This window comes from Achromobacter sp., assembly GCF_032113835.1.
Lineage (GTDB): Bacteria > Pseudomonadota > Gammaproteobacteria > Burkholderiales > Burkholderiaceae_B > Achromobacter.
This window is the reverse complement of record NZ_DAMCTG010000020.1, coordinates 1-23,941: the sequence shown is the minus strand read 5'-3', so window position 1 is coordinate 23,941 and position 23,941 is coordinate 1. Positions and strand designations below refer to the sequence as shown.

Below are 23,941 nucleotides of genomic sequence, written 5' to 3'. Positions count from 1 at the left end.
ACGACCGGCCACCTATGCACAAGGAGACAAGAGCGTGAACATCAAGACCCTGATCGCCGCGGCCTCGGCCGTGGCCGCGCTGGCTGGCGCGCAAACCGCCTCGGCGCAGACGTATCCCGACCGCCCCATCCGCCTGCTCGTGGGCTACGCGCCGGGCGGCCCGGTGGACACGACGGCCCGCGTCTTTGCGAAGTATCTCGGCGACAAGCTGGGACAGACCGTGGTGGTGGAGAACCGGGCAGGCGCGAGCGGCATGATCGCGTCGGACGCGACCGCCAAGGCGACGCCGGACGGCTACATGCTGGGCTTTGCCGCCAGCCCGACGCTGACGATGTCGCCGCTGGTCCAGCGCAGCACGCTGTTCGATCCGCGCAAGGATTTCTCGTTGATCGGCCTGGTGGTGGACTACGCGAACGTGCTGTTGATCGGACCGCAGATTCCGGCGAAGAATGTGGGCGAACTGGTTACCTATGCGCGGGAGCATCCGGAGGCGGTGTCGTTCGGGTCGGCGGGGATCGGGGCGTCGAACCATCTCTCGGCTGAATTGCTGAAGAAGCAGAGCCAGGCGTCGATGCTGCACGTGCCGTATCGCGGCAATTCGCCGGCGATGATGGACGTGGTGAGCGGCAAGGTGACATTCATGTTCGACATCACGAGCACGGCGATTCCATTCGTGAAGAGCGGCAAGGCGCGCGCGCTGGCGGTGACGTCGAAGACGCGCAATCCGGAGCTGCCGGACGTGCCGACGATGATGGAGGCCGGGATGAAGGATTACGAGGTGGTGGGCTGGTATGCGCTGGTGGGGCCGAAGAAGCTGCCCGATGCGGTGACGGCGCGGCTGACCCGGGCGCTGTCGGAGGTGTCGAAGGATCCGGCTTTCCGCCAGGCAATGACGGAAGGCGGGTACACGATCAACGCGGGCGATTCGAAAGCGCTGCAGGCGCGAATCGACCGTGAGTACGCGTTGTGGTCGGACGTGATCCAGACCGCGAATATTCAGGCCAATTGATTTACCCCGGAGCATGACGATGAATTCCCCGTCCGCATTGCGAGACCAGATCCGCCTGCCTGTGATCGGCGCCCCGATGTTTCTGGTGTCGGGACCGCAACTGGTGGTCGCGCAGTGCGCGGCGGGAATCATCGGAACGTTTCCGTCGCTGAACGCGCGGCCGCAGGAGCAGTTGCATGAGTGGATCACGCGGATCGAGGACGGGCTGGCGGCGCGGCGGCTTGCGGCGCCGGCCGAGAAGGTGGCGCCGTATGGGGTGAACCTGATCGTGCATCCTAGCAATCCGCGCTGGCAGGGGGACCTTGCGATCTGCGCGGAACGCCGGGTGCCGCTGCTGATTACGTCGCTGCACGCGCCGGAGGCGGTGGTGAAGGCGGCGCATTCGTATGGGGGGCTGGTTTATCACGATGTGACGAACGTGCGGCATGCGAAGCGGGCGCTGGATGCGGGGGCCGATGGGTTGATCCTGGTTGCCGCGGGGGCTGGAGGACATGCGGGGCAGATGAATCCGATTGCGCTGGTGAACGAGATTCGGGCGTTCTACGACGGGCCGTTGGCGTTGTCGGGGTGCATCAGCCATGGGAAGGATATTTTGGCTGCGCAGGTTTTGGGATGCGATTTTGCTTATATGGGGACTCGGTTTATTGCGACTCGGGAGTCGTTGGCTGGGGATGCTTATCGGGAGATGGTGTTGGCGGCGCAGGCTGGGGATGTGACTTATACGGCTTATTTTTCTGGGGTGCCGGCGAATTATTTGTCTGAGAGCATTTTGGCGGCGGGGCTGGATCCGGTTGTGCTCGGAAGCAATGGGGTGGCGGGGCCGGCGAATATGGATAAGTCGTCGCGGCCGAAGGCTTGGAAGGATGTTTGGAGTGCTGGGCAGGGGGTGGGGGCTGTGCAGGAGGTGTTGGCTGTTGCTGAACTGGTAGCGCAGTTGGAGGGGGAGTATTTCGGGGCTATTGCGGCTTTGTCGCGGAGGGGTTGAGTTCTTATGACGCCCTGGCGGCGGAGGGGGCTGGTTCTTAAGACGCCCGGCGCGTCGTCGGCCTGGGGCGCGCGGGGCTACGATTGCGGTCCGGAGCCTTCGCTCCGGACTGCCCCGTCGTCATCGTCGTTGTCGCCTTCGGCGACTGCCTTCCGATTCCCTCGGGCGCATCTACACGCCCCGCGCACCCCAGGCCGCCGCCACACCGGGCTCGGGTGGTTTCAGCTTGGCGGGCGCTTTGGCGAGTTGAGTTCTTGAGGTTCTTGCCTGCGCTTGTGCGGGCTTCGAGCGTCTTGCGGGGCCCGCGTCCGGTTGGCCGCGCGGGCGGCCTCCGGGCGCTTACGCGGTGTCTTGCGTTCGCGGATGACGCTTCGCGCTTGCGGTCGGCGGAGTGCTTGCGGTGCAGCAGGGTGTCAGACACCGCGTACTAGCGCAGGCGTCGCAATATGCACAGGTGTCTGACACCCTTGGGGCACATCCGCAGCATGACGGCAATCTCCGCAGGGTGTCAGACACCGCGTACTAACGCAGTCGTCGCAATATGCCCAGGTGTCTGACACCCTTGAGGCACGTCCGCCGCATGACGTCAGTCTCCGCAGGGTGTCAGACACCGTCTCCTAGATGACGGCAACACCGGTAAACTGCGCGGTCATGCGGCGCCGGTCGGCGGCCGGACTTGTTCATCCTCTGGAGAGCTTCACACCATGATCCGTTATCTGGTCCTTTCGGCTTCGCTGGCGATGGCTGGCAGCGTAGCAGCCGCCCCGTCGTTCAATTGCGCCAAGGCCTCCACGCCGGTTGAGAAGTCCCTTTGCGGCAATTCGCGGCTGGGGGATCAGGATGCTGCCATTGCGAAGCAATTCAAGATCGTGCGCGATGAACTGGATGCGGAGGCGGCCAAGGCGTTGGTTGCCGATCAGAAGTATTTTCTGGGCGTGCGCGACAGAGCGTATGCAGAGCCCTACGTGCAGAGCACGCCTTTCGAGGCGCTTACCGACAATATGCGTTACCGCCTGGAGTTCCTGAAGGCGATCAATCCCAAGCCGGCCGACGGATTTGTCGGCAAGTGGAGGAACATCGAAGGCGAGATCGAGATCACGCGGAATTCGCGTGGCGAGTTGCTGGTGGCGGCGAATTCGGCGCGGCCGTATAGCGGGAACTGGGTTTGCGATTTGAGTGGCCGGGCCGCCGTGTCGGGCGACACGCTGACGGTGACCTATCAGGATGGAACGCCCTGGACGCTGACGCTCAAGCGCCGTGGCGCGGTGCTGGTGACGCTTGAGACGCCGCCTGCCGGAGCGAAGAATGAAGGCTTCGGCCCGCCGTTTTGCGGCATGAACGGCAGTTTGGCCGGCAACTGGTTCGCGGTGCGCTGATCGCCATCGCGTTGCCGCGCGAGTGACCTGATGCACGATTGCGCACTAAGTCAGGTCACTCCCAGGTTGATATCGGCACTGCTGACCAGCCCAGTTCACGCGGATCTTCACGATCCTGACCGGATCACTCCAGCTTGATGTTCGCGGTTTTGATGAGATCGCGCCACTTCGCGATTTCGTCGCGCACGAATTTTCCGAATTCCTCGGGCGAGCCCGGCTTGGGTTCCGCACCGGCGGCGATCATTGCCTTTGCGGTGCTGTCGTTCGACAGGACCTTCACCATGTCCGCGTTGATGCGCTTGACGATGTCGGGCGGCGTGCCCTTGGGCGCCATGACGCCGCTCCACGAGTACGCCTCGTAGCCAGGCAGGCCGGATTCCGCGATGGTGGGGATGTCGGGCACCATGCTGGACCTCGTGGGGTTGCCGACGCCCAGTGCGCGGATCTTGCCGCCTTTGAGGTGGGGGACGGCGGAGGGGCCGTCTGCGAACATGACTTGCACCTGGCCGCCCAGCAGGTCCTGCATGGCGGGCGCGCTGCCGCGGTAGGGGACGTGCTGGATGCGCACGCCGGCCATCGCGTTGAAGAGTTCGCCTGCAAGGTGTGTGCCGCCGCCGGTGCCGGACGAACTGAATGACAGTTTGCCGGGGTTCTGTTTGGCGTAGGCGATGAGTTCGCTGACGGTGTTGACGGGCAGCGATGCGTTGACGACGAGGACGATGGGAAATACCGCGGCCATGCCTACTGGCACGAAGTCGGTGGTGATGTCGTAGCTGAGGTTGTCGCGCAGGCTGGGCAGCACGGCGTGGTGGATGGAGGCGAAGAAGAAGTTGTAGCCGTCGGGCTCTGCTTTCGCTGCGAACTGGGCGCCGACGATGCCGCCGGCGCCGGATTTGTTGTCGACGACGGTGGGCACGGACCAGAGCTGGCCGAGGGGCTGCGTCGTGAAGCGCGCGGTGGTGTCGACCGGTCCCCCGGCGGGAAACGGGACGATGAATGTCACGGCGTGGCCCGGCCAGGTGGCGGCGCGGGCCCAGGATGGAAGCATGGCGGCGGCGCAGGCTGCGCCCAGCCCCGCGAGGACGCGGCGGCGGTCTTGATGGATCACGGCAGTCTCCTGAGTCTTGTTCTGTTCACGGCTGGACATGGTGCTGCCGCCCGCCGCGTTTTTTATTATTTGCCGAATGCCGGAGAAGTCCGCTACGTATTTGCAAAAGCCCCTCTTTCGCGGGGGCTGAAAGATGGGCCGTGCGCGCGGCACGCCCCAGTGTGACGGCCGTACAGCGCATGGCTTAGGGCGTATGACGTCAGGACAAACCCGGCCCTATTGCCCGCGCGCGGCGCGCTGCACGTGGCCGATGAAGCATTCGGCGAAGCTGGGCAGGTCGCGGCCGCGTTGGCGGCAAAGCAGTCGATCGCGCAGCGCCCAGGGGTCGTCGAGCTTGAGCACGTGCAGGAAGTCCGGGCGGCTGTAGCGCGCCGCGCAGGCGCGCGGCACGACGGCGATACCCGCGCCGGCCTCGACCATGCGGCATACGGCTTCGAAGCTGCCCACGTGCACGCGCTGGCAGATGCGCTTGCCCAGGCCGCTGGCGATGTCTTCGAGAAAGGTTTGAATCGCGCTGTCCGGGTGAATGCCGACGAACTGGTACGCGTCCACGAGGTCCGCGAAATGCGCAGTCTTCTGCGCGGCGAGCGGGTGGTCAAGCGACGTGACCACGGTGAGTTCGTCGCGGAACAGGGGCGTGACATCCAGGCCCTCTACGTCGATGTTGCCCGCGACAAGGCCCAGATCCCCCGCGCCGGCACGGATGGCGATGACGATGTCGCCGGAGATTTTTTCCTCGAGCTCGACGTCGACGTCCGGGTTTTCCGCCAGGAACGTGGACAGCGCATCGGCCAGGAAGGAATTGGTGGCGGTGGTGTTGGCCAACAGGCGCAGCCGCCCCTTCAGGCCGCTGGCGTAGGGCTGCAGATCGGCGTTCAGGCATTCGAGCTGGCGGAAGACGGCGTTGGCGTGCTTGAGCAGCACCTCGCCTGCCGGCGTCAACGCTACGCCCGTGGCCATGCGCACTAGCAGGCGGGCCTTGAATGCCTCTTCCATGTGCTTGACCCGCGCGCTTGCCGCCGGCAAGGACAGGAAAGTGCGTTCCGCAGCACGGGTCAGATTGAGTGTTTCGCCTACGTTCAAGAACAAACGCAGGTCCGTCAGATCATGTCTCATGTTCCACCACGCAGAAGGGGGGCATTTCTAATTTTGAATTCTTCGAATGCCGGGTCGAATCTACCATGAGGCCATGCCCATGAACCAGACGGTTGATGCGGAACTGTTTTCCACACACGGCGTGCGCGCCGCAGCACAGGAGTCAGAAGCAATGAGCGGCTTGGTATCCGGAAAGGTAGTGATCGTGACGGGCGCGGGCGGAGGCATCGGCCGCAGCGTGGCGCTGGCAATGGCCGAGGCGGGCGCGAAGGTCGTGGTGAACGACATCGGCGTGTCGCTGACCGGCGAAGGCGGCGCGGACGGTCCCGCGCAGGCGGTCGTGAAAGAAATTGTGGAGGCCGGCGGCCAAGCCGTCGCCAACACCGACAGCGTGGCCGCGTACGACAGCGCCAGCCGCGTCGTGCAGACGGCGATTGACGCGTTCGGCCGCGTCGACGCCGTGATCAACAACGCAGGAAACTTGCGCGACCGGGTTTTCCACAAGATGAGCGAAGAGGAATGGCGCCAGGTGATCGACGTGCACCTGAACGGCTCGTTCTACATGAGCCGCGCGGCAGCGCCCTATTTTCGCGAACAGGAATCGGGCGCCTTCGTGCACATGACGTCCACGTCGGGGCTGATCGGCAACTTCGGCCAGGCCAATTACGCGGCGGCCAAACTGGGCATCGTCGCGTTGTCCAAGTCGATTGCGCTGGACATGGCGCGCTACAACGTGCGGTCCAACTGCATCGCGCCGTTCGCCTGGAGCCGCATGACAAGTTCCATTCCGGCTGAGACCGACGAAGAAAAGGCGCGCGTGGAGAAACTGAAGAAGATGGAAGCCGGCAAGGTGGCGCCCATGGCGGTGTTCCTGGCCAGCGACGCGGCCAGCGAGATCACCGCGCAGATCTTCGCCGTGCGCGCCAACGAGATCATGCTGATGAGCCAGCCTCGCCCGCTGCGCACGGTGCATCACAGCGAAGGCTGGACGCCGGAGCGCATCGCCGAGATCGCCGCGCCCGCGATGCGCAAGCACTTCTACGCGTTGGAGCGTTCGCCCGACGTGATCGACTGGGATCCCATCTGAGGCCGCCACATGCCGTTGGACTATGCAACCGTGAAGGACTGGCGCTTTGACGATGTGCGCCAGCGCTATGAACAGAAGGACACCATGCTGTATGCCCTGGGCATCGGCCTGGGGCAGGATCCCGAGGACACGGGCCAGTTGCGCTACGTGTACGAAAAGAACCTGCGCGCGTTCCCGACGATGAGCGTGATCCTCGGCTATCCGGGCTTCTGGGTCAGCGACCCGCGCTCGACGGTGGACTGGGTGAAAGTGGTGCACGGCGAGCAGCGGCTGACGCTGCACGCGCCGTTGCCGGTGTCGGGTGTCGTCACCGGCAGGACGCGCAACACGCACGTCATCGACAAGGGCGCGGACAAGGGCGCCATCATCGTCAGCGAACGCACGCTGCACGACGAGGACGGCACGTGCCTGGCCACGCTGCACCAAAGCACGTTCTGCCGCGGCGACGGCGGTTTCGGCGAGGGCGACGCCAGCCCCGAGGCCTTGCCCGCCGCGCCCGATGGCGATCCGGAACTGCGCTGCGAGTTGCGCATTCCGTCCAGCGCGGCGCTGCTGTATCGGCTGAACGCCGACCGCAATCCGCTGCACGCAGACCCCGACGTCGCGCGTCAGGCGGGTTATCCCCGCCCCATCCTGCATGGCTTGTGCTCGTACGGCGTGGCCGCGCATGCCATCGTCAAGACCTTCTGCGACTACGACGCCGCGCGGCTCACCAGCCTGAACACGCGCTTCTCGGCGCCCGTCTATCCGGGCGAGACGCTGCAATGCGACATGTGGCGCATGCCGGATGGCCAGATCCGCTTCATTGCCCGCGCGAAAGAGCGCGGCATCGTGGTCATGAGCCACGGCACCGCGACGGTGCAATCATGACGCGCCCGCCTCCGCTTGACGGCATCCGTGTGCTTGACCTGTCGCGCATCCTGGCCGGTCCGTGGTGCACGCAGAACCTGGCCGACCTGGGCGCCGACGTCATCAAGATCGAACGCCCGCGCGTCGGCGACGACACCCGCGCGTGGGGACCGCCCTTTCTGAAGGACGGCGATGGCCAGGACACCAACGAATCGGCGTATTACCTCAGCGCCAACCGCAACAAGCGTTCGGTCGAGGCCGACATGGCCACGCCGGAAGGCGCGGCGCTGATCCGGGAACTGGCCGCGGTCAGCGACATTCTTGTCGAGAACTTCAAGGTGGGCGGACTGGCCAAGTACGGGCTGGACTATCAGAGCCTGAAAGCCATCAACCCGCGCCTCATCTATTGCTCGGTCACCGGCTTTGGCCAGGACGGCCCGTTTGCGCAGCGCCCCGGCTACGACTTCATGATCCAGGGCATGGGCGGGCTGATGAGCATCACGGGCGAGCGCGACGACCTGCCGGGCGGCGGGCCACAGAAGGCGGGCGTGGCCGTGACCGACATCGTTACCGGCATGTACGCGACCGTGGCGGTGCTGGCGGCCTTGCAGGAGCGTCATCGCAGCGGCCAGGGCCAGCATCTGGACATCGCGCTGCTGGACAGCCACGTGGCGCTGCTGGCGAACCAGAACTCCAACTATTTCAACTCGGGCGTGGCGCCCACCCGCGCCGGCAACGCGCATCAGAACGTGGTGCCTTATCAGGTGTTTGCCGCCAGCGACGGCCACCTGATCGTGGCCACGGGCAACGAATCGCAGTATCGCGCGTACTGCCGCGCCATCGGCGTGCCGGAACTGGGCGACGATCCGCGCTTTGCGACCAACCGGCTGCGCGTCACCAACCGCGTGGAACTGATCGGCATCCTGACGGACATCATGCGCGAAGGACGGCGTGATGACTGGATTGCCAAGCTGGAGGCGGTGGGCGTGCCGTGCGGGCCGATCAACAATATCGCCCAGGCGTTTGCGCACCCGCAGGCGCAGGCGCGGCAGCTGCGTCGCGATATGCCACATCCGGCCGGCGGCGTGGCGCCCGTGACGGCCAGTCCGCTGCGGTTTTCGGATTCGCCCGTCGTGTACCGCCGCGCCCCGCCGCTGCTGGGCGAGCACACCGAGGAAGTGCTGCGCGACGTGCTGGGCAAGTCGGTGGAGGCAATTGCGGCGTTTCGGAAGTAGGCAGGCTGCGAAGGATGGCGCGGCAGGAAACTGCGGCGTCCCCCCCGGCAGCCGCGCTGCTCAGTGCATGCCGTCCAGCAGCCAGTGGCGCGTGTTGAACCAGCCCCGGAACACGCGGGCGCCCTGTGGACCGGCGTCGTGCTGCGGCAGGCGCTGACCGCCGGCCGCCACGTGCAGGCCGCGAATCACGGGTTCGAAGCGATCGCGAAACGCCCTGCTCTGCGCCCGGAAATGCGCATCCATGGCGGCGATCGTCGCGCCCTGCTCCGCCTGCGGCATCATCGACAGAAAGAACAGCACTTGCCGCCAGGCGTAGGCGGTGTTGCGGGTCATCCGCACACACGCATGCCAATCGTGGATCTTCATTTGATGGCGCGAGCAGATCCATTCGAAACCGGCCATCGCCATGCGGCCGTACTGGTCACGCAACCTGCCATCCAACCCTGCGTCTTTCACCAGCACCGCAAGATTCTGCGTGGTCAGGATCTGCTGCTGCTCGATCACCATGCCGTTGGCGCCCACCTGGCCGAAGCCGGGCTGCACGCCGGCGCGCGCGCTGCACAGCCGGCCGAACGCGTCGGCCTCGGCGTCGTCGCCGCGTGATTTGCGCGGCAACGGCAGCGCCAGCACCTGGCTGGCGTCGATATCGAAATAGCGGGTGTACAGGCAGTCGCCTAGCAGCGCCGCCGCGCATTGCGCAGCCTCCTGGAACTTGCGTCCGAATCGCCCCATGAAGATGTCCGCCGCCACCTCATCCACCAGCGGCAGCGTCCATTGCGCGCGCTCGGCAAGCGCATGCAGTTCCTGCAGCAGCTTGTTCGGCACGGGCGCATGCGGAAATGACGCCAGCGCCAGTTCCGCGATTTCCGTCAGCGCGGCCCGGGCGGCGTCGCCGTCTTGCCGCGCCGGGTGCCGCAGCGCTTCCAGAGCCGCGATCCAGGGCAACCGGTCGAACGAGGCCTGCCGTTCAAGATTGACCAGGAGCAGCGAGCGGCGCCGGCGGAACGCGCGATAACAAGCGCTGTAAAGCGCGCGCAATGCGGCATCGTCAAAGCCCCCGCTTTGCAGGCCCGACGTGACCTGCGGCGTCAGCGTCGCCAGGAAGTCCGACGAGGTGATCAGCTCTCGCGCCACCAGGCCGGCAAGCGTACCGCTCTGGCAGCGCTGCGCGCGCCGCGCGATGGGCGCCGGCACCTGCACGCCCGGCGGCAATTGGAGCGTTGCGGCTTCGGTCGGGCTCAACGGCGCCAGCACCGGGGCCAGGTCGCGCACGCCGGCCGCCTGCGGATGATTCTGCAAGCGGGCGGCCACCAGGCGCGCGATCTCATGGAATCCGACAGCGGAAACATCCTCGCGCTGACGTTGGCGCTGGGCCTCGTGCTCCGCAGACCCGGGCTCGCCATGCGCGGCCAAGAAATCGCCAACGATGCGGCGTATACGGCCGACCTGCCTGCCGGTAAGGCCGGCGGCGTCCTGTGCGCATTGCGCCAGCAGGTCGAAGAGCTCGCGTTTGTGACGATGCCTGCGCGACGTGCCGGCCGGCAACTGGCCGCCGTCCTGGGCCGCATTGATCTCGTTCGTCAGCGCCTGGGCGCGTTGAAGCCAATCCTGCGGATAACGCCGGCACGGCCAATCGTCCTCGACCGTTTCAAGGAACAGCGCGACGGCGCGGTCGTAAATGGGCAGCAGGTTCTGGACGGCCACGCGCTGCGCCGCGATGCGCGGCTGCGCAGGCAGGCTCGACAGACGGGCGGCAACGTCGCCCGCCGTGCTGACATGGATGTCGGCGCCCGACGCCTCATCGGCCGGGCCGGGCGCGGGAAAGAAGCGCAGCCGGTCGAAGAACGGCGCGACCACCGCGACCAGTTCCCGCGCCGCATCGGCAAGGCCCTGACCCAGCAGCCACACCACCACCGCCAGGACAGCTTCTTCCGGCACCTCGATGCGATAGTCGTCGCGCGCCAGGCGGTCCTGCAGATGCGCGACGCCGGCCTCGCTGAGAAACCAGGCGTTGAGATCGCGCCGTTCGCTGCCCGGCGTGATGCCGGAAAGCGTCGCCGCCAATTCACGCTCGTAGGGCGTCAGCGCTCCACCGGCAAGCAGATCCCCTGTGGCAAAGCCGCCGGTGGCGACGTCCAGCGTCACCCAATCGGGAATGCCGGGCAGCGGCGTGGCGGAGCCATAGTTGGCCGAACCGTCCAGCGCATGCGCCAGCACCTGGCGCCAGCGTTCAACGCGCGCGGCCGCGCGCTCGCGCACGGCGGGGTCCGGGTGGGTCTCGTGGGTCAGGAAGGCTTTGGCGAGCATGGCGGCGGCATAGCCGCTACCCGCCCCGTGCGCATCCGGCGCGTCATCCATGATGCGTCGCTTAGAAAAGGGAAAGGGATCCGGGAGCTGGATTCGAACCAGCGCCTATCCGGACTGGAGCCGAATGTTCTGCCGCTGAACTATCCCGGAACGACGGACGGAGTATATACATCGCTTGCGCAGCGCGCCCGTCAAAAAAACCCATCAAAAAAAATTGGCCGCTGACATCAGCGGCCAATTCAGACTTCATGCAGTCAATGCGTTCAGGCAACCGCAACCGGGATCTTGCCGATCTTGGCCTGCCATTCCTTCGGGCCGGTCGTGTGGACCGAGGTGCCCTGGGCGTCGACCGCCACGGTCACCGGCATGTCCTTCACGTCGAACTCATAGATGGCTTCCATGCCCAGGTCCGCAAAGCCCAGCACCTTGGCGCCGCGAATGGCCTTGGACACCAGGTAGGCAGCGCCGCCGACGGCCATCAGGTAGGCCGAGCCGTGCTTCTTGATGGCTTCGATGGCGACCGGGCCGCGTTCGGACTTGCCGATCATCGAGATCAGGCCCGTCTTCTCCAGCATCATGTCCGTGAACTTGTCCATGCGCGTGGCGGTGGTGGGGCCGGCGGGGCCGACCACTTCATCGCCCACCGGATCCACCGGACCCACGTAATAGATGACGCGGTTGGTGAAGTCCACGGGCAGCGGCTCGCCCTTGGCCAGCATGTCCTGGATGCGCTTGTGCGCGGCGTCGCGGCCGGTGAGCATCTTGCCCGACAGCAGCAGGGTCTGGCCCGGCTTCCAGCTGGCGACTTCTTCCTTGGTCAGCGTGTTCAGATCGACCTGCTTGGACTTGTTGTAGTCCGGCGCCCAGTGCACTTCGGGCCATTCGGACAACGACGGCGGATCCAGGCGCGCGGGGCCCGAGCCGTCCAGCTCGAAGTGCGCGTGGCGCGTGGCCGCACAGTTCGGGATCATGGCGACGGGCTTGGAGGCCGCGTGCGTCGGGAAGGTGCTGATCTTGACGTCCAGCACGGTCGTCAGGCCGCCCAGGCCCTGGGCGCCGATGCCCAGCGCGTTGACCTTTTCGTAGAGCTCGATGCGCAGCTCTTCCAGCTTGTTCTGCGGGCCGCGGGCCAGCAGCTCGTACATGTCGATGTCTTCCATCAGCGACTGCTTGGCCATCAGCATGGCCTTTTCAGCCGTGCCGCCGACGCCGATGCCCAGCATGCCGGGTGGGCACCAGCCGGCGCCCATCGACGGGACGGTCTTGAGCACCCAGTCCACCAGCGAATCGCTGGGGTTCAGCATGGCGAACTTGGTCTTGTTCTCGGAACCACCACCCTTCGAGGCGATCTGCACGTCGACCTTGTCACCCTGGACAAGCTCGACGTGCAGGATACAGGGCGTGTTGTCGCGCGTGTTCTTGCGCGCAAACAGCGGGTCGTCCAGCACGGAGGCGCGCAGCGGATTGTCCGGGTTCAGATAGCCGCGGCGCACGCCTTCGTCACAGAGCTCCTGCAGGGTGCGCTTGGTGTCGAAGCGCACGCTCATGCCGATCTTCAGGAAGACGTTGACGATGCCGGTGTCCTGGCACAGCGGACGCTTGCCCTCGGCGCACATGCGCGAGTTGGTCAGGATCTGCGCCATCGCGTCGCGCGCGGCCGGGCTTTCCTCGCGCTCGTAGGCGCGCGCCAGGTGGCGGATGTAATCGACGGGGTGGTAATAGCTGATGAACTGGATGCCATCGGCTATCGACTGGATCAAGTCTTCTTCTTTAATGATGACGGACATGGCGATTTGCAGGTCTGGAGGGGGGAAACGTGAAAACGCGGCCGGCGAGCGGCCGCGAGGTGAGATTATTTGGCGCCCTATTTTCCTTGCCACACGGGCTTGCGCTTCTCGGCGAAGGCGGTGGCGCCTTCCTTCGCGTCAGCGGACGTGAAGATGTGCGCGATCAGCGGGCGCTGGCGGTCGAACATGCCTTCCTGGTCCCAGTCGCCGCCTTGCGCGACGATGCTCTTGGCGGTCTGGACGGCCAGCGGGCCGTTTTCGACAATGGCGCGGGCAAGTTCCAGCGCGCCGGCCAGGGCGCCGCCCGGCTCGGTCAGGCGGTTGACCAGGCCAAAGGCGTGGGCGCGTTCGGCGCTCAGCATTTCGCCGGTCAGGATGACTTCCATGGCGATGTGGTACGGCAGGCGGCGCGGCAGGCGCAACAGGCCGCCGGCGCCGGCCACCAGGCCGCGCTTGACTTCGGGCAGGCCGAACTTGGCGTTGCTGGCGGCCACGATCAGGTCGGAGGCCAGCGCCATTTCGCAACCGCCGGCCAGGGCGTAGCCCTCGACCGCGGCGATCAGCGGCTTCTTGGGCGGGCGTTCGTTCAGGCCGGCAAAACCGCGGCCTTCGACGTAGGGACGCTGGCCGGACGCGGCGAATGCCTTGAGATCCATGCCCGACGAGAACGTGCCGCCGCCACCCGTCAGGATGCCGATGCGCACGTCGTCACGGCTGTCCAGCTGGTCCAGCGCGGCGGCCATGGCCACGGCGGTTTCCAGGTTGATGGCGTTCTTGGCCTCGGGACGGTTGATCGTGATGATCTGGATGCCGTCGGTGACTTCCACCGTGATCAGGTCAGACATGGGACTGCTCCTTTTTCGCGAAATTCTCGGAATCGAGTTCCGGGTTTTATATAAGACTCAGGCTCAACCCGGAATCATACGACCATTGGTTTACGGGCGCAGGCAAAGGCCGGCGCGTGTCCACCAGGGGCACATTCGGGGACGCGCTCCGGGGCCAGATGTAACCGGCAAGCCCCCGCCCGGCACCGCTCAGGCGCGGGCCAGTTAAAATGCCGGGTTTCCCACGCGCGGGGCAGTTTTTGCCCGGCGGCCGAATTCCAAGAATCCTATGCTCACCTTTCAGCAAATCATCCTTACGCTCCAGGAATACTGGGACAAGCAGGGTTGCGCCCTGCTGCAGCCCTACGACATGGAAGTCGGCGCCGGCACCTCGCACACGGCCACGTTCCTGCGCGCCATCGGCCCGGAACCCTGGCGCGCCGCCTATGTGCAGCCCTCGCGCCGCCCGAAGGATGGCCGCTATGGCGAAAACCCCAATCGCCTGCAGCACTACTACCAGTACCAGGTCGTGCTCAAGCCCGCGCCCCCGGAAATCCTGGATCTGTACATCGGTTCGCTGAAGGCGCTGGGCATCGATCCCACGCAGCACGACATCCGCTTCGTCGAGGACGACTGGGAAAACCCCACGCTCGGCGCCTGGGGCCTGGGGTGGGAAGTCTGGCTGAACGGCATGGAAGTGACGCAGTTCACGTACTTCCAGCAGGTCGGCGGCCTGGACTGCACGCCCACCACCGGTGAAATCACCTACGGCCTGGAACGCCTGGCCATGTACCTGCAGGACGTGCAAAGCGTGTACGACCTGGTCTGGACCGAAGGCGCCAACGGCAACCGCGTGCTGTACCGCGACGTGTTCCACCAGAACGAAGTCGAGCAATCCACCTACAACTTCGAACACTCGTCGGCCGAGATGCTGTTTGCGCATTTCAACGACTACGAAGCCGAAGCCAAGCGCCTGATGGAGGTGCCGCTGGCGCTGCCGGCCTACGAGGCCGCGCTGAAAGCCGCGCACACCTTCAACATGCTGGACGCGCGCGGCGCGATCAGCGTGACCGAACGCGCCGCCTACATCGGCCGCATCCGCAACCTGTCGCGCACGGTCGCGCAGGCCTACTACGATTCCCGCGAACGACTGGGCTTTCCCATGCTGGGCCGCGACAAGGCCGCCGGGGAGGCTGCATAAATGACGACGAACATCCGCCCGCTGCTGGTCGAACTGCTGACCGAAGAACTCCCGCCCAAGGCCCTGCAGAAACTGGGCCAGGCCTTTGCCGAAGGCGTGCGCGCCACGCTGGACCGCCATGGCCTGCTGGCCGAAGGCTGCGCCGTCACGCCGTATTCGACGCCGCGCCGCCTGGCCGTCCACCTGTCCGCCGTGCTGGCGCAGGCGCCCGACCAGGCCTATGCCGAAAAGCTGATGCCCGTGAAGATCGGCCTGACCGAAGACGGCAAGGCCACGCCTGCACTGCAAAAGAAGCTGGCCGCCAAGGGCCTTGAAAACATCGACCTCGCCACGCTGGACCGTGAATCCGACGGCAAGCAGGACTACCTGGTGGCGCGCGGCACGGCCGCGGGTGCGCAACTGGCCGCCGGCCTGCAGGAAGGCATCGAAGCCGCCATCGACGGCCTGCCCATCCCCAAGGTCATGCGCTACCAATTGGCCGACGGCATCTCCACCGTCAAGTTCGTGCGCCCGGCGCATGGCCTGATCGCGCTGTTCGGCGCTGACGTGGTGCCGGTCTCGGCGCTGGGTCTGGCCGCCGGCCGCGAAACACTCGGCCACCGCTTCATGAGCGAAGGCGCCGTTGTCATCGCCGATGCCGACGCGTACGTTGCCGCACTGGCGGAAAAGGGCCATGTCGTGGCGTCGTTCGAGGCGCGCCGCGACGAAATCCAGCGCCAGTTGCAGGACGAGGCGACCCGCCTGTCCGCCACGCTGGGCGATGACCCCGAAGTGGCCGCGTTGCTGGACGAAGTGACCGCGCTGGTCGAACACCCCACCGTCTACGTGGGCCAGTTCGAAGAGCAATTCCTGCAGGTTCCGCAGGAATGCCTGATCCTGACAATGCGGCTGAACCAGAAATACTTCCCGCTGTTCGACCCGGCCACCGGCCGTCTCACGCACCGCTTCCTGATCGTGAGCAACATGCGCACGGACAACCCGGTGAACATCGTCGAAGGCAACCAGCGCGTGGTGCGTCCGCGCCTGGCCGACGCGCAGTTCTTCTTTGAAACCGACCGCAAGACGCCGCTGGCCGCGCGTGTCGAGCAACTGGGCTCCATCGTCTACCACAACAAGCTGGGCACCCAGCTCGAACGCGTGGAACGCGTGCGCGCCATCGCCCGCGGCATCGCCGGCGAACTGGGCGGCGACGTGTCCGCCGCCGACCGCGCCGCCATGCTGGCCAAGGCCGACCTCGGTTCGAACATGGTCGGCGAATTCCCCGAGCTGCAAGGCATCATGGGCGCGTACTACGCCGCCGGCGACGGCGAACCCGCCAGCGTCGTCGAAGCCCTGCGCACGCAATACCGCAACCGCTACGACGCGCCGGTCACGCAGGACACCCTGACCGCCGCCACCCTGTTCATCGCCGAACGCGTCGAAACGCTGGTCGGCATCTGGGCGATCGGTCTGGCCCCCACCGGCGAACGCGACCCCTTCGGCCTGCGCCGCGCCGCGCTGGGCCTGATCAGCGCCTTCGAACAACTGGCCGCGGGCGGCTGGCTGAAGATCAGCCAGGACGGTCCGCTGACGCTGGACAGCCTGCTGGAACTGGCCGCCGGCACGTTCCCGGCGGGCAAGATTCCGGGCGACACGCTGGCCGAGGTCCGCACCTTCATTTTTGAGCGCTATCGCAACCAGCTCATCAACGACTTCGACCGCAACGCCGTCGAGGCCGTGATCGCGCTGACCCCGCCGCTGCACCAGGTGGCCGAGCGCGTGCGCGCCGCCGCTGCGTTCGCGCAGCTGCCCGAGGCCGCCAGCCTGGCCGCCGCCAACAAGCGCATCGGCAACCTGCTCAAGAAGGCCGAGGGCGAGATCGGCGCGGTGAACGACGCCGCGCTGGTGGAACCGGCCGAAAAGGCCCTGGCCACCGCCGTGGCCGCCTTGCGTCCCAAGGCCGAGGCGCAGCTTGCCGCCGGTGACTTCGCCGGCAGCCTGTCCACGCTGGCCCAGGCCCGCGAACCGGTCGACGCGTTCTTTGCGGACGTCATGGTCATGGCCGAAGACCCGGCCGTGCGCGCCAACCGGCTGGCCCTGCTGGCCCAGCTGCATGGCCTGATGAACCAGGTCGCCGACATCTCCAGGCTCGCCCAGTGAAGCTCATCATTCTCGACCGCGACGGCGTCATCAATCAGGACAGCGACGCCTTCGTCAAAACGCCCGACGAGTGGATCGCGCTGCCGGGCAGCCTGCAGGCCATCGCGCGCCTCACGCAGGCCGGCTGGAAAGTGGTGGTTGCCACCAATCAGTCCGGTCTCGCACGCGGCCTGTTCGACATGGACACGCTGACGGCCATCCACACCAAGATGCGGCGCGAGCTCGCCGCCGTGGGCGGCAGCGTCGACGCGATCTTCATGTGCCCGCACGGCCCCGACGACGATTGCAGCTGCCGCAAGCCGCGTCCCGGCATGTTCGAGCAGATCGGACACCGCTACGACATCGACCTGACCGGCGTGCCGGCGGTGGGCGATTCGCTGCGCGACCTGCAGGCGTCTTCGGCCGCCGGGTGCTCGCCCTGGCTGGTGCTGACGGGCAATGGCGCCAAGACCCAGGCCAAGGGTGGACTGCCGGACAACACGCGCGTCTGCAATGATCTGTCGGCCGTGGCCGACGCCCTGCTGCAGGACGCGTGACCCGATGGCCCGCCTTCGTTCCTTCCTGTATTTCGTGTTCCTGGCCGTCACGGTCATTCCGTACGCCTTCGCCTGCGTCCTGTGGGCGCCGCTGCCGCTGCACTGGCGCTACAAGCTGACGGTCGGCTGGCCTCGGCTGGCGATCTGGGGCGCCAAGGTCTTCTGCGGCATCCGCTGGCAGGTCAAGGGTTGGGAAAACCTGCCCGACGGCCCGGCGGTGCTGCTGTCCAAGCACCAGTCTGCCTGGGAAACCCTGTTCTTCCCGGCCTACATGCCGCGCGAGGTCTGCTTCGTCTACAAGAAAGAGCTGCACATGGTGCCGTTCTTCGGCTGGGGCCTGGCGCTCCTGCGCATGATCGCCATTGACCGCGCCAAGGGCCGCGACGCGTTCGAACAAGTGGTCAAACAAGGCCAGACCCGTTTGAACGAAGGCCGCTGGCCGCTGCTGTTTCCCGAAGGCACGCGCGTGCCGCCCGGTCAGGCCGGACGCTTCAAGATGGGCGGCGCGCTGCTCGCGTCGCGCACCGGCGCCGTGGTCATTCCCGTGGCGCACAATGCCGGCGAATGCTGGCGCCGCAACGCCTTCGTCAAGTATCCCGGCATGGTCACCCTGTCGATCGGTCCCGCGATAGAATCCAAGGGTCTTACCCCCGAAGAACTGAACCAGAAGGTTCAAGCATGGATCGAAGGGGAAATGCGGCGTCTCAACCCTGAAAGGTATGCCCAGCACTGATCAGCTAGAACTCCTGTTCGGTACGCAGGAAGACGACGCGCCCGCGGGCGCGTCGCCGCTGATCGCTGTGCCGACGCCGACGGCCGCCCCGCGGGCGCCGTCCGCCGGGCCCCAGACTCACAGTCCCGACCTTCACCGTCCCGACACCCCCCAGCCCGTCACGCCCGCCAACCTGTTTCCCGACGCCGCCAAGGCGCCCGCCGCCGGCGAGCCGCTGCTGACGCTGTCGCCCAACGCGGCCTCGCGCGTGCCCACGCCCTGCCCTGACCCGTTGCCGCCCGGCGCGCGCTGGCGCGAGGTGCCCACCGAACAGCAACCCATCGGCTTCGTGCTGCTGCGTTCACGGCGGCGCAGCATCGGCTTCGTCATCACCGACGACGGCCTGCGCGTCACCGCGCCCAACTGGGTGACGCTGACGCAGATCGACGACGCGGTGCGCGAAAAATCCCGCTGGATCCTGACCAAGCTGCGTGAATGGCATGCCCGCAAGCAGCAACTGGCCATGGCCCACACCCGCTGGCAGGCGGGCGGCGAACTCCCGTATCTGGGCCGCCGCATCCTCATCGGGGTGGGTGGCGACAGCCGCCAGGCCAATCTGTCCGGCGACGCTGATGCGCCGCAGGATGGCGACACGCTTTGGCTGGCGCTGCCGTCCAACGCCGACCAGAGCCGCATCCGCGATGCGGCGCAAGCCTGGCTGCAACAGCGCGCGGGCGCCTGGTTCGGCACCCGGCTGGCGCACTTCCTGCAGATCAGCGGACTGAAGATCAGCCGCTGGCGGCTGTCGTCGGCCGCGACCCGCTGGGGTTCCTGCACCAGCGACGGCAACATCATGCTGAACTGGCGCCTGATCCATTTCGCCCCGGCCATCATCGATTACGTCATCGCGCACGAGCTTGCCCATTTGCGCGAGATGAACCACAGTCAGGACTTCTGGCGTGAAGTGGGCCAGATCCTGCCGGACTTCGAAGACGCCAAGAACATCCTGCGGCGTCACGATCCCGCTTCGCTGCCTCAGTTCTGAGGCGCCGAAGCACACCAGCGTCTCAGCGATCCCAAGGAGAATCGAAATGCTGCTGCTGATTCCGGGCCCGGTCACGACCGATGCGCGGGTGAAGGCCGCCATCGCGCAGGACTACGCGCCCTGGGACAACGATTTCCGAACCCTGTACCGGCAGGTCTGCGACGGCGTGCTGGCCATCGCGCAGGCCGGCGCGGACGAGCACGTGGCCCTCGCCCTGCCCGGCTGCGGCCATTTTGCCGTCGAAGCCGCAATCCGCACTTTCGTGCCGCCCGGCGGCCGCGTGCTGGCGCCGTCCACCGGCGCCTATGCGGCCCGACTGCAGAAGCTGGCCGGCGAGGCTGGCCGCGTCGCCGTGCCGCTCGCGGTGGGCACGACCGAGCGCGTGGATCCGCAAGCGGTTGCCGATGCGCTGGAACGCGACCCGACGATCACGCACCTGGCGCTGGTCTACAGCGAAACCGGCAGCGGCATCTGCCACGACGTGCCGCATCTGGCGCGCATCGCCCATGCGCTGGGACGCCGCGTGATCGTGGACGCGGTGTCCGCCTTTGGCGCCCTGCCGCTTGAATTGCGCGCCCTGCCCGCAGTCGATGCCGTGGTGCTGACCGCCAACAAATGCCTGGAAGGCCTGCCCGGCGCGGCCTTCGTCGTCGCGCGCCGCGACAGCCTGGATGCCGCGCGCGGCAACGCCGGAAGCTGGTCGCTCGACCTGGCGGACATCTACCAGCACACGCTGGCGCCCAACGCCGGCCCCCGTTTCACGCCGGCCGCGCCCACGCTTGCCGCGCTGGCCGTGGCGCTGGAGCTTTTTCGCCAGGAAGGCCGCGAGGCCCGGTTGGCGCGTTACACCGCCAACATGCGCACGCTCTATGATGGCGTGATCGATCTTGGCTTGACCCCGTACCTGCCGCCCGAGCTGCAAGGCCCCATCGTCGTCAACGTCCGCGCGCCGGATGCCCCGACCTGGCACCTGCAGCTCTTCGTGGACGCGCTCAAGCAGCGCGGGTATGTGATCAGCAACTTCACCAACACCGAAGAACCCACGTTCCGGGTCGGCTGCATCGGCGCCTTTGGCGCCGGCCAGATGCGGCAGGCGGTCGACGCCATGGGCGCCGCGCTGCGCGACATCGGAATCTCCCGGGACCACGCCGGCAATGCCCGGCTGTTCCCCCAACCCCTCATCGCTTAAGGAAATCTCCCATGCGTCTGCTCCACACCATGCTGCGCGTCGGCAACCTCGACAAGTCCATCGACTTCTACACCAACGTGCTGGGCATGCGCCTCTTGCGCCGCAACGACTACCCGGACGGCAAGTTCACGCTGGCCTTCGTGGGCTACCAGGACGAGGTTGACGGCGCCGTCATCGAACTGACCCACAACTGGGACACCGACAAGTACGACCTGGGCAACGGCTATGGCCACATCGCCCTGGAAGTCGACAACGCCTACGAAGCCTGTGACAAGGTCAAGGAACGCGGCGGCAAGGTCACCCGCGAAGCCGGCCCCATGAAGCACGGCAAGACGGTCATCGCCTTCGTGGAAGATCCCGACGGCTACAAGATCGAGTTCATCCAGAAGAAAGACCGCCAGGACTGATCCGGACGCCAGCCATGATCCATCCCATCCTGAAAATGGGCGACCCGCGGCTGCTGCGCGTGGCGCCGCCGGTCGATCGTTTCGACACCCCTGAACTGCACGCCCTGATCGACGACATGTTCGAGACCATGGCGGCCGCGCAGGGCGTGGGCCTGGCCGCGCCGCAGATCGGCGTGGACCTGCAACTGGTGATCTTCGGTTTCGATCGCAACGACCGCTATCCGGACGCGCCGCCGGTGCCGCAGACGATCCTGTGCAATCCGGTCATCACGCCGCTGTCGGACGAAATGGAAGACGGCTGGGAAGGCTGCCTGTCGGTGCCAGGCCTGCGCGGCCTGGTGCCGCGCTACCGCCACATCCGCTACAGCGGCCGCGATCCGTACGGCCAGCTGATCGAACGGGAAGCCGAGGGTTTTCACGCGCGCGTCGTCCAGCACGAGTGCGACCACCTGATCGGGCGACTGTATCCGTCCCGGATCCAGGATTTCACGAAGTTCGGCTTCACTGAAATCCTGTTCCCGGGCATGGACCCGAACCAGGACGACTAGGGCGTTTCGGCGGGTTTTGCCGCAGCGGGGGGCTCGTCCTCCTGCTGTTGCGGTTGCTGCGGCGGTTCCGGCTGCAGCTCCTGCTCCTGCCCCCGGACAGGCGCCCCTTCGCCCCGCGGCGTCAGCGCCTCCGGCGCAAAATCATCCACCTGCAATACCTTCAGCACCGTCGCTTCGGCGGCTTCGAGCTGCGCCGCCTGCGCGTCCGTGATCGCGCCGCGCCGATGGGCCTCGCGCCAGTCGCGCACGTTGGACTGGCGCAGCCGGTCGCGGATCGGCTGCACCGAGTCGGCCAGCGCAAAGGCGCGGGTCAACAGGCCCAGCGGGTCCTCGCCGGGCTCGCGCTGCAGATCGGCCGCCAGGCGCACGTGCGTGGGCGACGGCTTGAGCAGCAGCTCGGCGCATTCGCGCGTGAGCGCATCGTCCGGCCCCTTGGCCAGCCGCAACGGCAGGATGGCCGCGCGCAAGCCCCATGACAGCGCCTTGACCGGCAGGTTGCGCAGCACCTGGTCCATGCTTTTCTCGATGGTGGCGCAACCCTGCGCCATGCACCAATGCACCAGCGGCAGGTCGTCGTGTTTGCGGCCTTCGTCTTCCCAGCGCTTGAGCACCGCGGACAGCAGATAGAGTTCGGACAGAATGTCGCCCAGCCGCGCGGAGATCATCTCGCGCCGCTTCAGACCGCCGCCCAGTTGGGCCAGCGTGGCGTCCGCCAGCAGCGCAAAGCCTGACGAATAGCGGCTCAACCGGCGGTAATGGCCGGCCACGGGCCCCGATGCCGGCGCGGGCGCCAGCATGCCGCCCGTCCAGGCGCGGCCGATCGCGCGCAGCGTGTTCATGCCGGCGTGGCGCAGGTGGCGCCAAAAGACATCGTGAAAAACCTCGATGCCGCGTTCCTCGTCCGGATTGCCCAGCGCCAGGATCTCAGGCATCAGGTAGGGATGCGCGCGGATGGCGCCCTGCCCGAAGATGATCAGATTGCGCGTGAGGATGTTGGCGCCCTCGACCGTGATGGCGATGGGCACGGCGCGATACAGCGAGCCGAGGTAATTGCTGGGCCCGTCCATGACGGCGCGGCCCGCATGCACGTCCATCGCGTCGTTCACCGACGTGCGCATGCGCTCGGTGGCGTGGTATTTCATGATGCCGGACACGACCGCGGGCTTGACGCCCTGGTTGAGCGCGGCGCAGGTCAGGCGGCGCGCGGCCTCGACCAGATACGCGTTGCCGGCCAGGCTGGCCAGCCGCTCCTGCACGCCCTCAAATTTGCCGATCGGAATGCCGAACTGTTCGCGCACCCGCGCGTACATGCCGGTGGTGTGCGCGCACATCGCCGCTGCGGCGGCCGACAGCGACGGCAGCGAAATGCCGCGCCCGGCGGCCAGCGCGCTCATCAGCATCTGCCAGCCCTGCCCGGCGCGCTCCACGCCGCCGATCAGCGCATCCAACGGCACGAAAACGTCACGGCCCGAGTTGGGGCCGTTCTGAAAGACCTGCATCGCAGGCAGGTGGCGGCGGCCGATCTCGACGCCGGGCGCATCCGTGGGAACCAGCGCCACGGAGATGCCGATGTCCTTGGCGCCGCCCAGGATGCCGTCGGGGTCGGACATCTTGAACGCCAGCCCCAGCACCGTGGCCACCGGCCCCAGCGTGATGTAGCGCTTGTGCCAATTGAGCCGGATGCCGATGAGCTCGCGGCCGTCGACGACCTGGCGGCACACGATGCCGGTGTCGACCATCGAAGCCGCGTCCGATCCGGCTTCGGGACTGGTCAGGCCGAAGCACGGGACTTCACGGCCATCGGCCAGCCGCGGCAGCCAGTAATCGCGTTGCGCCTGCGTGCCGAACTGCATCAGCAGCTCGCCCGGCCCCAGCGAATTCGGCACCATGACCGTGACGCCGGCGGTGATGGAATAGGCGGAAATGCGGCGCACCACCTCGGAGTGCGCATAAGGCGAAAAGCCCAGGCCGCCATGACGCCGCGGAATGATCATGCCGAAGAAGCGCCGCGCCTTCAGGAACTCCCAGACCTGCGGCGGCAGGTCGCGGCGGTTCCAGGAGATGTCCCATTCGTCCAGCATGCCGCAGAGTTCGCGCACGGGGCCGTCGAGGAAGCGTTGCTCGTCGGGCGTCAGCGTGGCGGGCGGCACGGCCAGGAGCTTGCGCCAGTCGGGGTTGCCCGTGAACAGGTCGGCGTCCCACCAGCTGTCGCCGGCTTCGATGGCTTCGCGTTCGGTGGCCGACATGGCCGGCATGGCATTGCGGGCCCAGCGGTATGCGGGTTCCGAAATGCGGCGCCGGCGCCAGGCGTTGAAATCCATGGGTCCCCCTGTTGTTCGCTACAAGACGTATCGGGGCAAGGTACCAGAATTGGCGCCGCGCGGCCAAGCTGCGGCTTACCGACTCTGCGACAATGAGCGTCGCCGCGCAGATGCGCAATCAACCGCTGTCCGGGCACGTCCGCATGCTGAACAAACTCTGGCTTGGCTTCTTCCTTACCGC

At 66.7% G+C, this 23,941-nt stretch carries 20 protein-coding genes and 1 tRNA gene; 14 read left to right on the top strand and 7 right to left on the bottom strand.

All coding sequences use genetic code 11. The features are described 5' to 3' along the window. Positions 1-34: 34 nt before the first annotated feature. The 3 genes from RT697_RS10030 to RT697_RS10020 all read left to right on the top strand — a co-directional run bounded on the left by RT697_RS10030 (position 35) and on the right by RT697_RS10020 (position 3,370). A complete protein-coding gene (locus RT697_RS10030) occupies positions 35-1,009 on the top strand; it encodes a tripartite tricarboxylate transporter substrate binding protein (RefSeq protein ID WP_313698528.1) in 975 nt (324 codons plus the stop codon). Positions 1,010-1,028: 19 nt separating this feature from the next. Next, on the top strand, positions 1,029-1,994 hold the full coding sequence (locus RT697_RS10025; RefSeq protein WP_313698526.1) for a nitronate monooxygenase family protein: 966 nt from the start codon (positions 1,029-1,031) through the stop codon (positions 1,992-1,994). Positions 1,995-2,698: 704 nt separating this feature from the next. Then, a complete protein-coding gene (locus tag RT697_RS10020) occupies positions 2,699-3,370 on the top strand; it encodes a hypothetical protein (protein WP_313698524.1) in 672 nt (223 codons plus the stop codon). A 124-nt stretch (positions 3,371-3,494) separates the two neighbouring features. Here the strand turns inward: RT697_RS10020 and RT697_RS10015 are convergent, their stop codons facing one another. Beyond that, positions 3,495-4,517 carry a Bug family tripartite tricarboxylate transporter substrate binding protein gene (locus RT697_RS10015; RefSeq protein ID WP_409517419.1) on the bottom strand — a complete coding sequence of 341 codons (1,023 nt, stop codon included), beginning with the start codon at positions 4,515-4,517 and terminating at the stop codon, positions 3,495-3,497. Positions 4,518-4,694: 177 nt separating this feature from the next. Further along, entirely contained in the window at positions 4,695-5,594 is a 900-nt protein-coding gene (locus RT697_RS10010) for a LysR substrate-binding domain-containing protein (protein ID WP_056569094.1), read from the bottom strand. A gap of 151 nt (positions 5,595-5,745) precedes the next feature. On the opposite strand from RT697_RS10010, the gene RT697_RS10005 reads away from it, so the two are divergent. Genes RT697_RS10005 through RT697_RS09995 form a run of 3 tightly spaced genes read left to right on the top strand, consistent with a single transcriptional unit; the run spans position 5,746 to position 8,744 of the window. Then, the gene (locus tag RT697_RS10005) at positions 5,746-6,660 is read left to right on the top strand and encodes an SDR family NAD(P)-dependent oxidoreductase (protein WP_175138867.1); all 915 of its coding nucleotides are present in this window, start codon (positions 5,746-5,748) and stop codon (positions 6,658-6,660) included. Between the two features lie 9 nt (positions 6,661-6,669). Next, positions 6,670-7,530: a MaoC/PaaZ C-terminal domain-containing protein gene (locus RT697_RS10000; RefSeq protein ID WP_313698521.1), complete on the top strand. Its 861-nt coding sequence runs from the start codon at positions 6,670-6,672 to the stop codon at positions 7,528-7,530. Further along, positions 7,527-8,744, top strand: a complete 1,218-nt coding sequence (locus RT697_RS09995) for a CaiB/BaiF CoA-transferase family protein (RefSeq protein WP_313698519.1) — start codon at positions 7,527-7,529, stop codon at positions 8,742-8,744. The genes RT697_RS10000 and RT697_RS09995 overlap by 4 nt, the downstream gene beginning before the upstream one ends. A 60-nt stretch (positions 8,745-8,804) precedes the next feature. Here RT697_RS09995 and RT697_RS09990 read toward each other — a convergent pair whose 3' ends face one another. The 4 genes from RT697_RS09990 to RT697_RS09975 form a co-directional block, all read right to left on the bottom strand. Beyond that, positions 8,805-11,102, bottom strand: coding sequence for a hypothetical protein (locus RT697_RS09990; RefSeq protein WP_313698517.1), 2,298 nt, complete (start codon positions 11,100-11,102; stop codon positions 8,805-8,807). A gap of 27 nt (positions 11,103-11,129) precedes the next feature. Further along, positions 11,130-11,201 (bottom strand) — tRNA-Trp (locus RT697_RS09985). Positions 11,202-11,314: 113 nt separating this feature from the next. Beyond that, complete coding sequence (locus RT697_RS09980; RefSeq protein WP_105237456.1) at positions 11,315-12,838, bottom strand: fumarate hydratase; 1,524 nt, start codon at positions 12,836-12,838, stop codon at positions 11,315-11,317. A 77-nt stretch (positions 12,839-12,915) separates the two neighbouring features. Further along, the gene (locus tag RT697_RS09975; RefSeq protein WP_056569111.1) at positions 12,916-13,683 is read right to left on the bottom strand and encodes a crotonase/enoyl-CoA hydratase family protein; all 768 of its coding nucleotides are present in this window, start codon (positions 13,681-13,683) and stop codon (positions 12,916-12,918) included. Positions 13,684-13,951: 268 nt separating this feature from the next. On the opposite strand from RT697_RS09975, the gene glyQ reads away from it, so the two are divergent. From glyQ to def, 8 genes are read left to right on the top strand one after another with little or no spacing between them, the layout of a single operon-like run. Then, positions 13,952-14,863: a glycine--tRNA ligase subunit alpha gene (gene glyQ / locus RT697_RS09970; RefSeq protein ID WP_313698515.1), complete on the top strand. Its 912-nt coding sequence runs from the start codon at positions 13,952-13,954 to the stop codon at positions 14,861-14,863. Continuing rightward, the gene (glyS, locus tag RT697_RS09965) at positions 14,864-17,002 is read left to right on the top strand and encodes a glycine--tRNA ligase subunit beta (RefSeq protein ID WP_313698513.1); all 2,139 of its coding nucleotides are present in this window, start codon (positions 14,864-14,866) and stop codon (positions 17,000-17,002) included. After that, positions 16,999-17,538, top strand: a complete 540-nt coding sequence (gmhB, locus tag RT697_RS09960) for a D-glycero-beta-D-manno-heptose 1,7-bisphosphate 7-phosphatase (protein WP_313698511.1) — start codon at positions 16,999-17,001, stop codon at positions 17,536-17,538. The genes glyS and gmhB overlap by 4 nt, the downstream gene beginning before the upstream one ends. A gap of 4 nt (positions 17,539-17,542) precedes the next feature. Further along, a complete protein-coding gene (locus RT697_RS09955; protein ID WP_105237448.1) occupies positions 17,543-18,271 on the top strand; it encodes a lysophospholipid acyltransferase family protein in 729 nt (242 codons plus the stop codon). Next, positions 18,258-19,295, top strand: a complete 1,038-nt coding sequence (locus RT697_RS09950) for a YgjP-like metallopeptidase domain-containing protein (RefSeq protein WP_313698510.1) — start codon at positions 18,258-18,260, stop codon at positions 19,293-19,295. Before RT697_RS09955 ends, RT697_RS09950 begins: the two co-directional genes overlap by 14 nt. Before the next feature lie 46 nt (positions 19,296-19,341). Further along, positions 19,342-20,484 (top strand): 2-aminoethylphosphonate--pyruvate transaminase, encoded by a 1,143-nt coding sequence (locus tag RT697_RS09945; protein ID WP_313698508.1) that lies wholly within the window; start codon positions 19,342-19,344, stop codon positions 20,482-20,484. 11 nt (positions 20,485-20,495) lie between these two features. Beyond that, positions 20,496-20,891, top strand: a complete 396-nt coding sequence (gene gloA, locus RT697_RS09940; protein ID WP_063955180.1) for a lactoylglutathione lyase — start codon at positions 20,496-20,498, stop codon at positions 20,889-20,891. A gap of 14 nt (positions 20,892-20,905) precedes the next feature. Then, complete coding sequence (def, locus tag RT697_RS09935) at positions 20,906-21,439, top strand: peptide deformylase (protein ID WP_152383492.1); 534 nt, start codon at positions 20,906-20,908, stop codon at positions 21,437-21,439. Here the strand turns inward: def and RT697_RS09930 are convergent. Next, positions 21,436-23,760: an acyl-CoA dehydrogenase gene (locus RT697_RS09930; protein WP_313698506.1), complete on the bottom strand. Its 2,325-nt coding sequence runs from the start codon at positions 23,758-23,760 to the stop codon at positions 21,436-21,438. The genes def and RT697_RS09930 overlap by 4 nt on opposite strands. Positions 23,761-23,941 lie beyond the last annotated feature (181 nt).

Excerpts from the sequence above, each read along its gene's own strand:
- glyS (WP_313698513.1), top strand. The coding sequence starts at position 14,864 with ATGACGACGAACATCCGCCCGCTGCTGGTCGAACTGCTGACCGAAGAA.
- RT697_RS10000 (WP_313698521.1), top strand. The coding sequence starts at position 6,670 with ATGCCGTTGGACTATGCAACCGTGAAGGACTGGCGCTTTGACGATGTG.
- RT697_RS09950 (WP_313698510.1), top strand. The coding sequence starts at position 18,258 with ATGCCCAGCACTGATCAGCTAGAACTCCTGTTCGGTACGCAGGAAGAC.
- RT697_RS09990 (WP_313698517.1), bottom strand. The coding sequence starts at position 11,102 with ATGGATGACGCGCCGGATGCGCACGGGGCGGGTAGCGGCTATGCCGCC.
- RT697_RS09945 (WP_313698508.1), top strand. The coding sequence starts at position 19,342 with ATGCTGCTGCTGATTCCGGGCCCGGTCACGACCGATGCGCGGGTGAAG.
- RT697_RS09980 (WP_105237456.1), bottom strand. The coding sequence starts at position 12,838 with ATGTCCGTCATCATTAAAGAAGAAGACTTGATCCAGTCGATAGCCGAT.
- RT697_RS09995 (WP_313698519.1), top strand. The coding sequence starts at position 7,527 with ATGACGCGCCCGCCTCCGCTTGACGGCATCCGTGTGCTTGACCTGTCG.
- def (WP_152383492.1), top strand. The coding sequence starts at position 20,906 with ATGATCCATCCCATCCTGAAAATGGGCGACCCGCGGCTGCTGCGCGTG.
- RT697_RS10025 (WP_313698526.1), top strand. The coding sequence starts at position 1,029 with ATGAATTCCCCGTCCGCATTGCGAGACCAGATCCGCCTGCCTGTGATC.
- RT697_RS09930 (WP_313698506.1), bottom strand. The coding sequence starts at position 23,760 with ATGGATTTCAACGCCTGGCGCCGGCGCCGCATTTCGGAACCCGCATAC.
- RT697_RS10005 (WP_175138867.1), top strand. The coding sequence starts at position 5,746 with ATGAGCGGCTTGGTATCCGGAAAGGTAGTGATCGTGACGGGCGCGGGC.
- RT697_RS10015 (WP_409517419.1), bottom strand. The coding sequence starts at position 4,517 with ATGTCCAGCCGTGAACAGAACAAGACTCAGGAGACTGCCGTGATCCAT.
- glyQ (WP_313698515.1), top strand. The coding sequence starts at position 13,952 with ATGCTCACCTTTCAGCAAATCATCCTTACGCTCCAGGAATACTGGGAC.
- RT697_RS09975 (WP_056569111.1), bottom strand. The coding sequence starts at position 13,683 with ATGTCTGACCTGATCACGGTGGAAGTCACCGACGGCATCCAGATCATC.
- RT697_RS10010 (WP_056569094.1), bottom strand. The coding sequence starts at position 5,594 with ATGAGACATGATCTGACGGACCTGCGTTTGTTCTTGAACGTAGGCGAA.
- gloA (WP_063955180.1), top strand. The coding sequence starts at position 20,496 with ATGCGTCTGCTCCACACCATGCTGCGCGTCGGCAACCTCGACAAGTCC.
- RT697_RS09955 (WP_105237448.1), top strand. The coding sequence starts at position 17,543 with ATGGCCCGCCTTCGTTCCTTCCTGTATTTCGTGTTCCTGGCCGTCACG.
- RT697_RS10020 (WP_313698524.1), top strand. The coding sequence starts at position 2,699 with ATGATCCGTTATCTGGTCCTTTCGGCTTCGCTGGCGATGGCTGGCAGC.